The following is a 13,584-nucleotide window of genomic DNA, read 5'->3' as shown; positions in this document are numbered from 1 at the left end:
TTGCCCACGGATTCAAGCCTGCGTTCGGCCAGCGTGGTTTAACGGGGCGCCTGAGATCAAGAGCAAAAGCAGATCAAGATCAAGAGCGACTCGCTTCGCATCGTGGTTACGTACGGTTGAGCGCTACAGAGTTGTGTAGATACCTATGGCTATCGAGGGCAAGCCCCCTCCCACATGTACTCGCCGGTGTGGTTGAGGACGGCATTCCTGAACCCATCCTGAAGAAATTTCTTATTCCCCATTCAGGCACTTTCCTACGGTTTACTCTGGCAACATCGCGGCGTAAGCTTCGCGCGTTTTCATCAATAGCGGAGACCCTCAGTGGGTACTTGTTCGAGTGACAGTAGTCGGCCGGTTTCGGTAACCGGCACATACTTGGCAAGGTAACGCGCATGTTTCAGATGCCGTTGTCTCGCCATAAAAGCGAGAAGCGGCATCCCGGCAGTGGCCAGTCCTGGCGTCTGCCTGATCCTCTCTCATCGACGCTGACCAGCACCTGAGTTGACTCGGGAGGCTACGGACGCGCCTGCCTTTTACGGCGGGCGGGCCAGGTTCGGCTGTGCCTGTGTTTGACGGGCACGGCGCGGGCGGCCAGTACCTGCACGACGGGTTTTTCCTCGCGCAGGAGTAACACCATGAACCTCAGCCTACTCAAAGAGTTCTTCGCCGGCTTCCTGCGGACCCGGCATATCGCCCGGCATTTTCGCCGGCTGGCGATGCTGGAGACCGTGACCGACGCCAGTGTCAGCCGCGAAGTACCGCCCAGCCTGGCGCAAACCCTGGTGGCCGCAGCCAATGGCAGTGCCGTGCAAGTGCTGGGCACGCTGGGCAGCCATGCCGAGGGGCTGAACACCCAGGAGGCCGACGCGCTGCGCGGGCAATATGGGCTCAATGAGGTCGAGCACGAGCAACCGCTGCCCTGGTGGGTGCACCTGTGGCACTGCTATAAAAACCCGTTCAATCTGCTGCTGACCTTGCTGGCGGTGATCTCCTGGCTGACCGAGGACATGAAGGCGGCTACGGTGATTTTCTCCATGGTGGTGCTGTCGACCCTGTTGCGCTTCTGGCAGGAAGCCAAGTCGAACAAGGCCGCCGACGCGTTGAAGGCGATGGTCAGCAACACGGCGACCGTGCTGCGCCGGGACGCGGCCAAGCGCCTTGAACTGCCGATCAGGCAATTGGTGCCGGGCGATCTGATCGTGTTGTCGGCCGGCGACATGATTCCCGCCGATTGCCGCGTACTCAGTGCCAAGGACCTGTTCGTCAGCCAGGCGGCGATGACCGGTGAATCCATGCCGGTGGAGAAGTTCGCCCAGCAGCAGGATGCCCATACCCGCAACCCGCTGGATCTGGAAAACATCCTGTTCATGGGCACCAACGTGGTGTCCGGCGCCGCCACGGCGGTGATTCTTGCTACGGGCAACAGCACCTACTTTGGTGCGTTGGCGCAACGTGTCACGGCAACCGACCGCGCCACCACCTCGTTCCAGCATGGGGTCAACAAGGTCAGTTGGCTGCTGATCCGCTTCATGTTCGTGATGGCACCGCTGGTGTTGTTCATCAATGGGTTCACCAAGGGTGACTGGACCGAAGCGTTGCTGTTCGCGCTGTCGATTGCCGTGGGCCTTACCCCCGAAATGCTGCCGATGATCGTCACCTCGACGTTGGCCAAGGGCGCGGTGTTCCTGTCGCGCAAGAAGGTCATCGTCAAGCGCCTGGACGCGATCCAGAACTTCGGCGCCATGGATGTGTTGTGCACCGACAAGACCGGCACGCTGACCCAGGACAGGATTTTCCTGGCGCGCCACGTGGACGTGTGGGGCCGGGAGTCTGACGATGTGCTGGAAATGGCCTACCTCAACAGCTATTACCAGACCGGTTTGAAAAACCTGCTGGATGTGGCCGTGCTCGAGCACGTGGAGATCCATCGTGAATTGAAAGTCGGTACCGCGTTTCAGAAGGTTGATGAGATTCCGTTCGACTTCAACCGTCGTCGCATGTCGGTGGTGGTGGCCGAGCAGGACCAGCCGCACCTGTTGATCTGCAAGGGCGCGGTGGAGGAGATTTTGTCGGTGTGCACCAGCGTGCGCCATGGCGACGTCAATGAAGCGCTGACGCCAGAGCTGCTGGCGCGCATTCGCCAGGTCACCGCGGCCTTCAACGAAGAAGGCCTGCGCGTGGTGGCAGTCGCGGCGCAGCCGATGCCGGCCGGGCGTGATACCTACACCCTGGCGGATGAAAACAACCTGACGCTGATCGGCTATGTGGCGTTTCTCGATCCGCCCAAGGAAAGCACCGCGCCCGCCCTCAAGGCTTTGAAGGCGCATGGCGTGGCGGTGAAAGTGCTGACCGGTGACAACGAGCTGGTCACAGCGAAGATCTGCCGTGAAGTGGGCCTGGAGCAACAAGGGCTGCTGATGGGCAACGATATCGAAGACATGACCGACGCCGAGCTGGCGCAGGCGGTGGAAACCACCAACGTATTCGCCAGGCTCACGCCCAGCCACAAGGAACGCATTGTGCGTCTGCTCAAGGCCAACGGGCATGTGGTGGGGTTCATGGGGGACGGCATCAACGATGCGCCGGCGCTGCGCACAGCCGATATCGGTATTTCGGTGGACAGCGCGGTGGACATCGCCAAGGAAGCCGCCGACATCATCCTGCTGGAAAAGAGCCTGATGGTGCTGGAAGAGGGCGTGCTGGAAGGTCGGCGCACCTTCGCCAACATGCTCAAGTACATCAAGATGACGGCCAGTTCCAACTTCGGCAATGTGTTCTCGGTGCTGGTGGCCAGTGCGTTTATTCCGTTCCTGCCGATGCTGCCGATGCACTTGCTGGTGCAGAACCTGCTGTATGACATCTCGCAGATCGCGATTCCATTCGACAACGTCGACGACGACATGCTCGCCAAGCCACAACGCTGGCAGCCGGCGGATGTGGGCCGCTTCATGCTGTTCTTCGGGCCGATCAGTTCGATCTTTGACATCACCACATTCGCACTCATGTGGTATGTGTTCGATGCCAATACGCCGGACCACCAGACCCTGTTCCAGTCGGGCTGGTTCGTGGTGGGGCTGCTCACCCAGACGTTGATCGTGCACATGATCCGCACCCCGAAAATCCCGTTCCTGCAAAGCCGCGCGGCAATGCCGCTGATGGTGATGACAGGCGTGATCATGGCCGTCGGGATCTTTCTGCCGATGGGGCCGTTGGCGCATTACTTCAAATTGCAGGCACTGCCGTCGCTGTACTTTGTGTTCCTGCCGGTGATTCTGCTGGCCTACATGGCATTGACCCAGGCAGTGAAGGGCTACTACATCCGCAAGTTTGGCTGGCAGTAACAGGGGCTCGGTTGCCGCAGCAGTCATGGAGATTTTTTTATGCAGGCCATCAACAACATCAACCTCGACTCACTGGTCGACACCGTGGTCAGCCTCAGCGCCGCGTTTGTTCTCGGCGGTCTGATCGGCTTTGAACGCCAATACCGTCAGCGCACCGCAGGTCTGCGTACGAATGTACTGGTGGCGGTCGGCGCGGCGATTTTTGTCGACATGGCCAATCGGCTGGGCGGTGCCGAAGGCGCGGTGCGCGTGGTCGCGTACGTGGTGTCGGGTATCGGTTTTCTGGGGGCCGGTGTGATCATGCGCGAGGAGGGCAATGTGCGCGGGCTCAATACGGCCGCCACCCTGTGGGCATCGGCCGCAGTCGGTGCCTGTGCGGGGGCCGACCTGATTCTCGAGGCATTGCTGGGAACGCTGTTCGTGCTGGCGGCCAATACGTTGCTGCGCCCGATCGTCAATAACATCAACCGTCAGCCGTTGGACGTGGTCTCGGCCGAGGTGACCAACATTCTCTATGTCATCGCACGGCGTAGCCAGCAACAGGCAGTCATGGTGATGTTGGAGGCGGAGCTGGCGCGATGCAACTACCCGGCCAGCGATGTCGATGTACGCCCCTTCGGCAGCGAAGAAGTCGAAATCGAAGCCACCCTCGCCGCGACGTCGGTCGACGGTGACGAGCTGGACGCGTTGGTGGCGCGTATTTCCACCTCCAGTCTGGTGGTGCAGGCGTTCTGGAGCCCAAGTACCACCGACTGACCCGTGTGCCCGAACCGCCCGTTGAGCCAATATCGACTAGGCTTTTCGTGAGGAAAAATCCTACAAGTAGTCAGGACTATCCCTTCAATCAAAACATCATTGCATTGTTAAGGTTGGGCACTTACGGCTGGCTGCCCGTTCTGGTCCATCCGTGATTGCTCGTGATGTTTCAATGGAAGGGACCAGGCTGCGAGTGGTTATCGTCCTGATGAGGGTGCAGTGCCGTTTGTCGGAACTGTCATATCTCACAGGTACCTAGGTCCCATTTGATATGTAAGGGTACTTCGATCGCCTAGGGGTGTGTATGAGCAAAGCATTAATCGTGGATGACCATCCTTTTATACGTGCGACGGTCAAATATCTGCTGAAGGAGGAAGGATTCGATGAGATCTATCAGGCGGGTGACGGTGCAGATGCAATGCAATTGGCGCGGGAGCAACGTCCCGAGCTGATCATCCTTGACCTGGCGATGCCCAAGCTGGGAGGGTTGGAGGTGATCAGTCGGGTCAAGGCCCTGGGCCTGCCGTGCAGGATCCTGGTGCTGACCTCCTACCTGGCCGTGTTTTTTTCCACCCGTTGCATGCGCGCCGGCGCCATGGGGTTCGTGGCCAAGACCGGCGAGCTGGATGAGCTGCAAAAGGCTATCCGAGCGATCCAGTCGGGCTACAGTTGTTTCCCGAGCCTGCCCACCAGCTCGGTCCGCCGTGACGACCTGCAGGAAACCGAGCGACAGATGATCGAGTGCCTGTCGGACCGTGAATTGACTGTCCTGCAGAAGCTGGCCCTGGGGCTGGGCAACAAGGAAATTGCTGAAGACATGCTGTTGAGCCACAAGACCATCAGCACTTACAAGACACGTCTCAAGGAGAAGTTACGGATGTCCTCAGTGGTGCACCTGTCCAAATTTGCCCAGCGCAATCATCTGATCTGATTTGAAATGGTCGCCATCGCGTTCAAGCGGTTCGCCACGTTTCTCTGGTTGAGCCTGTTGCCCATGGTCGCGATGGCCCTTGATGAGCCCAATGTTTTGCGGCTATTGGGCCACTCTCGTATCGACCCTCCCATCGTCACGCTGCAAGAGCCCGACTGGCGCTGGCTGCGCGAACGGCGCAGGTTGCTGATGGGCGTTTCCGCGCCCGATTACGCACCCTTCGACCTGACCAATAACCGTGAAGAACTCGAGGGGATTACCGCCGATTTTGCAGCGCTGATCAGCCAGGCCCTGAATATTCCCATTGAGGTTCGGTGCTACGAAACCCGCGATGAAGTGATCGAAGCCCTCAAGCGAGGCGATGTGGACTTCCTGGGTTCGGCCAATGGCTATGAGGCGGCCGACCCGCAACTGATCCTATCGCGCTCCTACGCCAATGACCAACCCACTCTGGTGACCCGTACCAACGATAGCCAGGCGCTGAGCGATGACCTGGCGGGCAAGCGCGTGGCGATGCTTTATCACTATCTGCAGCCCGAGGTGGTACGGGCGTTCTACCCCCATGCCCGCGTGGAATTGTTTTCTTCGGCCTTCGAGGCGATCGGCGCAGTGGCTTTTGGCCGCGCCGATGTGTACCTGGGCGATGCCATCAGCACCAATTACCTGATCAACCGCAACCAGCTCAATATTGTGCGCATGGCGGATTTCTCCACCCTCGAAGCCAACCCATTCGGGTTTGCGTTCACCCGGCAGAATACGCGGCTGCCGCCGATCATCAATGCGGCGCTGGAGGCGATTCCCGCCGGTGAGCAGATGGAAATATTACGCCGTTGGAGTGGCGGTAACCTCGGTATTGTCGGTGCTGGCCGGTTGCACCTGAGCGCCAGTGAGCAGCGCTGGCTCCTCAAGCATCCGCGGGTCAAGGTGGCGGTGCTCGACAAACTCCTGCCGCTGTCCGTCGTCGATGATCAGGGACAGTTCGAGGGGCTGAGCGCCGAGGTGCTGTCACGTATCAGCCTGCGCACCGGCCTGAAGTTCGACGTGGTGCCGGGCAACTCGATACCGGGCCAGATCGACCAGGTCAGCACGGGCGCGGCGGATATGCTGGCGGTCGTGACCCCCAGCGTCGAGCGCGCGGAAAAGGTGCGGTTTACCCGGCCCTACCTGACCAATGCCCTGGTGCTGGTAACCCGAGGGGATGAACACAGCCCTGTGACAATGGAAGATATGGTGGGTAAACGCCTGGCGATGATCAACGGCAACGGGTTGCGCGATACCATCTCGCGGGACTTTCCCGGCGTCGTGTTTATCGATGTGGACAGCGCGGAGCAAGCGATGGCGATGGTGGCCAGAGGCGAAGCGGAGGCGGCCGTGAATTCGCTGATCAGCGCACGCTATATGATCGCCCGGTATTACCGCGATCGGTTACGCATCACCAGCACGGTCGGCTCGGAACCGGCGCGTATCACGTTCGGGGTCAACCGCAGTCAGCTGGAGCTGTATTCGATCCTCGACAAGGCGCTGCTGAGCATCACCCCGCAGGAAATGGATGAGATGATTGCCCAGTGGCGCAGCGAGGTGATTATCGAAGACAGTTACTGGCTGCGTCACCGCAACGTGATCATTCAGGGGTTCGGGCTGGCCGCGCTGTTATTGATCGTCACGCTGAGCTGGGCCATCTATCTGCGCAGTCTGATTCGCAAGCGCGTCCAGGCCGAACGCGCCTTGAGCGACCAGATGCGCTTTATGAGCGTATTGATCGACGGCACCCCCCACCCGATTTATGTGCGTGACCGCCAAGGGCGCTTGATGGCCTGCAATAACGCTTATCTGGACGTATTTGGCTACAAGCTTGAAGACGTGATTGGTAAAACAGTGGTCGAAACCGACGCCGGCAACCTGCCACAGGCTCAGTCGTTCCATCAGGATTACCTGCGCTTGATGGCCGACGGTGAGCCACAGATTCATGACCGCATACTCAAGTTGCCCAGTGGCGAGGCCTTGACCATCTACCAATGGATGTTGCCGTATCGCGACGGTGACGAGAAAGTGGTGGGTATGATTGCCGGGTGGGTCGATGTCAGCGAGCGCCAGCAGTTGTTGGGTCAGTTGCAGGAAGCCAAGGACGATGCCGACGCCGCCAACCGGGCGAAGACTACCTTTCTGGCGACCATGAGCCACGAAATCCGCACGCCAATGAATGCAGTGATCGGCATGATCGAGCTGGCCCTGAAGAGCGCCGAACAGGGCTTGGCGGACCGGGATGCCCTGGAGGTGGCTTCGGAGGCTTCGCGCGGCATGCTGGAGTTGATCGGCGATATTCTGGATATCGCGCGGATCGAATCCGGTCATCTGTCGCTGGTGCTGGAGCCGGCCAATCCGCATGAATTACTGACGTCGGTGGCACGCGTGTTCGAAGGTTTGGCGCGGGCCAAGGGATTGGCGCTGCAAGTTGAACTTGATCCATCGATTGATCGCATGGTGCTGGTTGACCCCCTGCGTTTCAAGCAAGTGGTGTCGAACCTGCTGAGCAATGCCATCAAGTTCACCCACAACGGGCAGGTCACGCTCGGTGCCCAGGCGACGTTCGATGGGGAGCACCTGAAACTGCAATTGTGGGTGCAGGACACCGGGATTGGCATCAGTGCCCAGGACCAGTTGCGCCTGTTCAGCCCCTTTATCCAGGGCAGCAATGGTGAGCAATCGGCGCGTAGTGGCTCCGGCCTGGGGCTGGTGATCAGCCGCAACCTGTGCGAAATGATGGGCGGGCAGCTGCACTTGAGCAGTGTGCTGGGGCAGGGCACCCGGCTGGATGTGACCCTGGCCCTGGTCATGACCGCTGCAGTGCCGCAGGAGGGGACTGCAGCGAGCGCTCCCGTCACGCCGCCTCATGCCTTGAGTATCCTGGTGGTGGACGACTACCCGGCCAACCGTTTGCTGCTGGCTCGACAGTTGAGTTTCCTGGGCCACCGCATCACCACGGCCGAGGACGGCCTTCAAGGGCTTGAGCACTGGCGCGCGGGGCAGTTCGATGGCGTCATTACCGATTGCAATATGCCCTTCAAGAACGGCTATCAATTGGCGCGAGACATCCGCTTACTGGAGCGTGAATCAGGCCTGGCACCGTGCCTGCTCCTGGGGTTCACCGCCAATGCCCAACCCGAGGAAGCCGAGCGCTGCCGGCAAGCCGGGATGGATGGTTGCCTGTTCAAACCCACCGGGATTGACGATTTGCGCGCTGCGCTGGCGTCACGCTCCACTTACGCCCCCAGCCCTGAAGCGGCGGCGTTTGATTTGAGTACCCTGATCACGTTGACGGGGGAGGACCACCACGCGCTCACCGAGCTGCTGATACCCTTGCTCGACAGCCTGGAGGCGGACCGGGCGCTGTTGCCGCCGCTGCAGCGCAAGGCTGACTTCGCCAAGTTGCACGACCTCGCACATCGCGCCAAGGGAGGGGCACGAATGGTCAAGGCACAGGTTCTGATCGCGCGCTGTGAAGCGCTGGAGGCTGTTTGTGAAAGGCAGGACCGCCACGCGCTGGCCGCGACGACCGAGGCTGTCGAGGAAGCTATCCTCGCTTTGCATGGTGGGCTGAGCCTTTATTGCAATCAGCTTTGATCCCGATTAACGGCCATTGGGATCTTTTGGGAGAAGTCCTACACGAAGGGGGAATAAGCCTGATTTTGTGTTCGGGATTTGTCTGGAAAATGGTCGACGCTCACTGACGAGCGCTGCCTGACCAGGGGTTTGCCATGCCGAACAAAGCACTGACCATCCTCATAGCCGATGACTTGCACTTGCAACGGTTGTACATCGAGAAAATGCTCAACCAGTTGGGGTATCACCGAATTGTGCCGGTGCAGACCTTTGAAGAAGTCCAGATCCTTACCGCCATTCCGGCCGAACCCTTCGATGTGCTGATCATCAATGCGGTCCTGGCGGCCCATGCAAGCGGGCCCAACCCGCAGGCGCGCCATGTGCTGGTATACGACAACCTGGACCTGGACGTACCCGCCGACGCCATGCCGACCGTATCGGTACGCCTGCCGGGCGTGCCGGATAACGTCAATCTCGAACATTTCATGGAGATCATCGACCCGCCCCACACCCTGGCCGGCTTGCGGGTGTTGCCGTGGTTAAGGGCATTATCCCGCCAGCCGGCCGTAGGAGCCTAGTCGCGAAGGCGCTCGGCGGCGCTGCGCAGCAACTGCTCTGTGCCCGCCCAGCCCAGGCAACCATCAGTCACCGACACGCCGTATTTCATCGACGGGCCCAGCGGCTGGCAGCCTTCGAACAGGTGGCTTTCGAGCATCATGCCGATCAGCGACGTGTCGCCCTGCAAGCGCTGCTCCAGCACCTCGTTGAACACCGCCGGCTGACGCAGCGGGTCCTTGCCGCTGTTGGCATGGCTGCAATCGACCATGATGCGCGCAGCGACCTTGGACTTGGCCAGGTCGTGTTTCACCTGGGAGACGCTCTGCGCATCGTAATTCGGCCCGCGGTGACCGCCGCGCAGCACCAGGTGGGTGTCGGGGTTGCCCGGCGTCTGGATGATGGCCGGGTGCCCCAGGCTGTCGACGCCGAAGTGGCGGTGCGGGTGCGAGGCCGAGCGCATCGCGTCGCAGGCAATCGCAACGCCGCCGTCGGTCCCGTTTTTGAAGCCTACGGGCATGCCCAGGCCGCTGGCCATTTCGCGGTGGATCTGCGATTCAGTGGTGCGCGCGCCAATTGCCACCCAACTGAGCAGGTCGTCGAAGTAGCCGGCGGCCATGGGTTGCAGAAGCTCGGTCGCAACCGGCAAGCCCAGGCGCAGCATCTCGCGCATCAGTTCCCGGGACAGGGCCAGGCCTGCGGCCATGTCATCGCTGCCATCGAGGTGCGGGTCGTAAGCCAGGCCTTTCCAGCCAATGGTGGTGCGGGGTTTTTCGACGTAGGCGCGGATGACCAGCAGCATCTGGTCGCTGACTTCAAGCGCCAGCTTCTTGAGGTTGCGCGCGTATTCCATGGCCGACTGCGGGTCGTGTATCGAGCACGGGCCGACAATCACCAGCAAGCGCGAGTCCTGGCCATCGAGGATGGCGCGTACGGCGTGGCGGTGGGCATGCACCTGTTCATTGAGGAACGGGCTGAGGGGCAGTTGATGCTTGAGCTCATGGGCACTGGGCAGGCGCTGGGTCAGGGCTTCATTGGCGCTGGTCAGCGTAGAGACGGGTAAAGCGGCGACGGAGGCGTTCATATTCAAGGTTTCCTGGGCAAGCGGCGGGCAATTCCCGCACGCTTGGCCTACTGGGGTGTTCGACAATTGGCCGTATCGGCTACGTGTGTTGGCTTGCCACCAAGAGGTGACCGGTCGGAGGCGGCAGGCTGTCCCGAACGGAGCTGGCTAAATCGCCATGCAGCGCAAGTGTCGTAGCGGTAATAGGTGGCGTAGTTCATGTCGTGATTCCTTCAAGTGTGTTTGATTGAGCAAATTATCCGGGCCTGGAAAAACAAAACCCCCGGTCGGGGAGCCGACCGGGGGTTAGATTTCTCTGGCAGGCGACCCCTTGAGTAGTGGGCGCCGATTTCAGGTATCAGGCGCGCCAGTGGCTAAACCAATACCCAAAATAAAAGCTGACCAGTGCGCTCGAACCGTTCACACGGGTAGCCGACACCGAGCGCGAGGCGCTGGCGGCAGGGCAAACCTGAGTGCGGGTGAGTGGCAACATGGTCGATCTCCAAATGATGTTGGGCAGCTTACTAGAGCTTCGCGGGTGGATTCAATCAGAAATTTCTATCGCGCAGCGGGACTTACGGCTATGGCGTGAGTGTCGATATGATAACGACGTCCCACACTGATTGCCGGAATCCGACCATGACTGCCTTGACCCTCGCTGCCGCGCAAACCGTTTCAATCGCCGGCGACGTAGACGCCAATATCGCGCGACACCTGGTGTTCATGCAGGCCGCAGCTGCGCGGGGTGTGCAGCTGCTGGTGTTTCCAGAGCTGTCATTGACCGGCTATGAGCCTGCGCTTGCAGGCGACTTGGCGATCGCGCCTGAAGCGCCACTGCTCGCGCCATTGCGCGAGATGGCGCGGGAGCTGCGGTTGACGGCGGTGGTGGGAATGCCGATCCGCCTGGCGCCAGAGGCGGGTGTGCTGATTGGCGCTTTGGTGCTGGGAGCTGATGGTTCCCTGGTGGTCTACACCAAGCAGCATCTGCATCCCGGCGAGGAAATCGCGTTTGTTGCGGGGCAGGGCGGCGCTGCGCTGGAATGGGGGGATGATCGTATCGCACTGGCCGTTTGCGCTGACTTTTCCCACGCTAGTCATCCGCACCAGGCGGCGCTGGCGGGCGCCAATATATACGCCGCAGGCGTGTTGATCAGCGAGAGCGGCTACGCGACGGACAGCGCGCTTCTCCAAGGCTATGCAGTGGAACACAGTCTGTTGGTGTTGATGGCTAACCATGGCGGCCCCTCGGGTGGCTGGACCTGTGCCGGACGCAGTGCGATCTGGGCCACCGACGGCCGGTTGCTTGCAGCGGTGCCCGGCGGCGGCGAAGCGCTGGCGATCGCCTGTCGCGATGACGAGCGCTGGGTTGGACAAGTGGTGGTCTTGTAAATGACCTTCCACCTGCGCGCTGCAACGGACCAGGACCTGCCCTTTGCAAGAAACCTGACCCACCAGGCAATGAACCGCTATTACCAGCAAAACCAGTTGCTGTGGTCCAACGATGGCTTCGATACGGCCTGGGCCGGTCGGGAAAACTGGATGATCTGTCAGGATGACAGTGTGCTGGGGTTCATCAGCCTGAGCCGTGACAGCAACGCGCTCTATATCCGCGAATTGCATATGCTTGAGCAGTACCGTGGACTTGGCGCGGGTAGCTGGGTGCTGCAACAAATGGCGTTGAAGGCCCGCACGCCGGGACTGTTGCGTTTGACCGTATTCAAGAACAATCCGGCCAAACAGCTTTATGAGCGCATGGGATTGCGCGTTGTCGGTGAAGAAGACAGCTTCTGGCGAATGGAGCGCGTCTGTCCCTCAAGCTAAAAGCCTGCGTCGGATCCTGATAAGCGCATACTGGGTCAGGAGCCGACTTCCTGATCGTCGTTCTGGCCGTCAGCCTCAGCAAGGATGATCCCCTCTTTCATGCCCAAAAGGACCGCTACCTTATGGGCCTCCCCACGCCGTCCCTTTTTGCGCCCAGCGAGCACTTGATAGGTGGTTGCCGGATCGACGCCGTGTTCACGGGCAAACGCCTGAACGGACTTTCCCTGATGTTCCAGCCAGGCCTTGGCTTGTGCAGCAGTACGGATTCCGGGCATAGTTCAAAACCGTTCAAGTTCGTTCAACAAAGAGATGAGTGTGTCACCTCTTGGGGTGTGCCAAATAGGATCATACATCCAAATGAGTGGAATCGGTTCGCGTTTGAGGCAGGAAAGAGAGCGACTTGGCCTGTCGCAAAAAGTTTTTGGTGAAATCGGAGGCGTTGAAGCCAACGCACAAGGCAAATATGAAAATGGTGGGCGTGCGCCCAAGGCCGACTATTTGTCCCGTGTGGCCGAGAGAGGCGTGGATATCCTGTACGTGTTGACTGGGGCTGCCACGCCGATTCAACTGGAAAACCTGAGCCAGCTTGAAGAGAAAGTCCTGGTTGATTACCGGGCGATGTTCAAGGAAGACCAGGATGCAATCCGCCGCCTCACCTCGACCCTGGCCGAGCATTCCCTTTCCAGGAATGGAAAAATCAAGCCGCACCCGCAGGATTCCTGACCTTTTGCCCAGCAAATCCGGCCCTCCACCCGCCGATGGCCGCGCGCCAAGCGGTCAAACTCCATATATATGATGCCAGCGGCTAGGTCTGCGACCCGGTTTTTTGCTAAGGTGGTCAGCAACCTATAAAGACCATATCGCGAGGTGTCTGCTTGATTAGGGTGCTAGTAGTCGATGACCATGATCTCGTTCGTACAGGCATTACACGAATGCTGGCTGACATCGATGGCCTGCAAGTAGTCGGCCAGGCCGAGTCGGGGGAGGAGTCTCTGATCAAGGCCCGGGAGTTGAAACCCGATGTGGTGCTGATGGACGTCAAGATGCCGGGTATCGGCGGTCTTGGCGCCACGACTAAATTATTGCGCAGCCATCCTGATATCAAGGTTGTGGTGGTAACCGTGTGCGAGGAAGACCCGTTCCCTACACGTCTCTTGCAGGCGGGGGCGGCCGGTTACCTCACCAAAGGCGCCGGCCTGGCGGAGATGGTGCAGGCCATTCGCCTGGTATTTGCCGGGCAGCGCTACATCAGCCCGCAGATTGCCCAGCAGTTGGCGATCAAGTCTTTCCAGCCCACCAGCGATTCACCGTTCGACGCGCTATCGGAGCGGGAGATCCAGATCGCCTTGATGATCGTCGGTTGCCAGAAGGTGCAGTCGATTTCCGACAAACTGTGCCTGTCGCCCAAGACCGTGAACACCTACCGCTATCGCATCTTCGAGAAACTCGCCATCAGCAGTGATGTTGAATTGACCCTGCTCGCAGTGCGTCACGGCATGGTGGACGCCAGCGCCTGA

The 13,584-nt window shown here is 60.1% G+C and carries 11 protein-coding genes; 9 read left to right on the top strand and 2 right to left on the bottom strand.

Annotation, left to right across the window (positions count from 1 at the left end; genetic code table 11):
• Positions 1-635: 635 nt before the first annotated feature.
• From mgtA to BFP90_RS25585, 5 genes are all read left to right on the top strand, one after another.
• A complete protein-coding gene (gene mgtA / locus BFP90_RS25605) occupies positions 636-3,341 on the top strand; it encodes a magnesium-translocating P-type ATPase (RefSeq protein WP_065898281.1) in 2,706 nt (901 codons plus the stop codon).
• Between the two features lie 39 nt (positions 3,342-3,380).
• A complete protein-coding gene (locus BFP90_RS25600) occupies positions 3,381-4,097 on the top strand; it encodes an MgtC/SapB family protein (protein ID WP_065898280.1) in 717 nt (238 codons plus the stop codon).
• A 304-nt stretch (positions 4,098-4,401) separates the two neighbouring features.
• The gene (locus BFP90_RS25595) at positions 4,402-5,028 is read left to right on the top strand and encodes a response regulator transcription factor (RefSeq protein WP_057725622.1); all 627 of its coding nucleotides are present in this window, start codon (positions 4,402-4,404) and stop codon (positions 5,026-5,028) included.
• 6 nt (positions 5,029-5,034) lie between these two features.
• Positions 5,035-8,649, top strand: a complete 3,615-nt coding sequence (locus BFP90_RS25590) for a transporter substrate-binding domain-containing protein (RefSeq protein ID WP_065898279.1) — start codon at positions 5,035-5,037, stop codon at positions 8,647-8,649.
• Between the two features lie 134 nt (positions 8,650-8,783).
• A complete protein-coding gene (locus BFP90_RS25585) occupies positions 8,784-9,206 on the top strand; it encodes a chemotaxis protein CheY (RefSeq protein ID WP_065888252.1) in 423 nt (140 codons plus the stop codon).
• Here BFP90_RS25585 and BFP90_RS25580 read toward each other — a convergent pair.
• A complete protein-coding gene (locus BFP90_RS25580; RefSeq protein WP_065895541.1) occupies positions 9,203-10,267 on the bottom strand; it encodes a 3-deoxy-7-phosphoheptulonate synthase in 1,065 nt (354 codons plus the stop codon). The two genes, BFP90_RS25585 and BFP90_RS25580, sit on opposite strands and share 4 nt — an antisense overlap.
• A gap of 618 nt (positions 10,268-10,885) precedes the next feature.
• Between BFP90_RS25580 and BFP90_RS25575 the strand changes: the two genes are divergently transcribed.
• Positions 10,886-11,635 (top strand): carbon-nitrogen hydrolase family protein, encoded by a 750-nt coding sequence (locus BFP90_RS25575; protein WP_065895542.1) that lies wholly within the window; start codon positions 10,886-10,888, stop codon positions 11,633-11,635.
• A complete protein-coding gene (locus BFP90_RS25570; RefSeq protein ID WP_065898278.1) occupies positions 11,636-12,067 on the top strand; it encodes a GNAT family N-acetyltransferase in 432 nt (143 codons plus the stop codon).
• A 35-nt stretch (positions 12,068-12,102) separates the two neighbouring features.
• Here the strand turns inward: BFP90_RS25570 and BFP90_RS25565 are convergent, their stop codons facing one another.
• Complete coding sequence (locus tag BFP90_RS25565) at positions 12,103-12,342, bottom strand: DNA-binding protein (RefSeq protein WP_057704030.1); 240 nt, start codon at positions 12,340-12,342, stop codon at positions 12,103-12,105.
• A gap of 82 nt (positions 12,343-12,424) precedes the next feature.
• Between BFP90_RS25565 and BFP90_RS25560 the strand changes: the two genes are divergently transcribed.
• The gene (locus tag BFP90_RS25560; RefSeq protein ID WP_065898277.1) at positions 12,425-12,790 is read left to right on the top strand and encodes a helix-turn-helix domain-containing protein; all 366 of its coding nucleotides are present in this window, start codon (positions 12,425-12,427) and stop codon (positions 12,788-12,790) included.
• A 152-nt stretch (positions 12,791-12,942) separates the two neighbouring features.
• The gene (gene uvrY, locus BFP90_RS25555; RefSeq protein WP_017530522.1) at positions 12,943-13,584 is read left to right on the top strand and encodes a response regulator transcription factor GacA; all 642 of its coding nucleotides are present in this window, start codon (positions 12,943-12,945) and stop codon (positions 13,582-13,584) included.

The organism is Pseudomonas sp. 24 E 13 (genome assembly GCF_900004715.1).
Taxonomy (GTDB): Bacteria; Pseudomonadota; Gammaproteobacteria; order Pseudomonadales; family Pseudomonadaceae; genus Aquipseudomonas; species Aquipseudomonas orientalis_A.
Note: the sequence above shows the minus strand (reverse complement) of the source record. Positions and strands in the feature narration are given on the sequence as shown.

Bases quoted from the DNA above. Each gene is read 5' to 3' on its own strand.
- mgtA (WP_065898281.1), top strand. From the start codon at position 636: ATGAACCTCAGCCTACTCAAAGAGTTCTTCGCCGGCTTCCTGCGGACC.
- BFP90_RS25600 (WP_065898280.1), top strand. From the start codon at position 3,381: ATGCAGGCCATCAACAACATCAACCTCGACTCACTGGTCGACACCGTG.
- BFP90_RS25595 (WP_057725622.1), top strand. From the start codon at position 4,402: ATGAGCAAAGCATTAATCGTGGATGACCATCCTTTTATACGTGCGACG.
- BFP90_RS25590 (WP_065898279.1), top strand. From the start codon at position 5,035: ATGGTCGCCATCGCGTTCAAGCGGTTCGCCACGTTTCTCTGGTTGAGC.
- BFP90_RS25585 (WP_065888252.1), top strand. From the start codon at position 8,784: ATGCCGAACAAAGCACTGACCATCCTCATAGCCGATGACTTGCACTTG.
- BFP90_RS25580 (WP_065895541.1), bottom strand. From the start codon at position 10,267: ATGAACGCCTCCGTCGCCGCTTTACCCGTCTCTACGCTGACCAGCGCC.
- BFP90_RS25575 (WP_065895542.1), top strand. From the start codon at position 10,886: ATGACTGCCTTGACCCTCGCTGCCGCGCAAACCGTTTCAATCGCCGGC.
- BFP90_RS25570 (WP_065898278.1), top strand. From the start codon at position 11,636: ATGACCTTCCACCTGCGCGCTGCAACGGACCAGGACCTGCCCTTTGCA.
- BFP90_RS25565 (WP_057704030.1), bottom strand. From the start codon at position 12,342: ATGCCCGGAATCCGTACTGCTGCACAAGCCAAGGCCTGGCTGGAACAT.
- BFP90_RS25560 (WP_065898277.1), top strand. From the start codon at position 12,425: ATGAGTGGAATCGGTTCGCGTTTGAGGCAGGAAAGAGAGCGACTTGGC.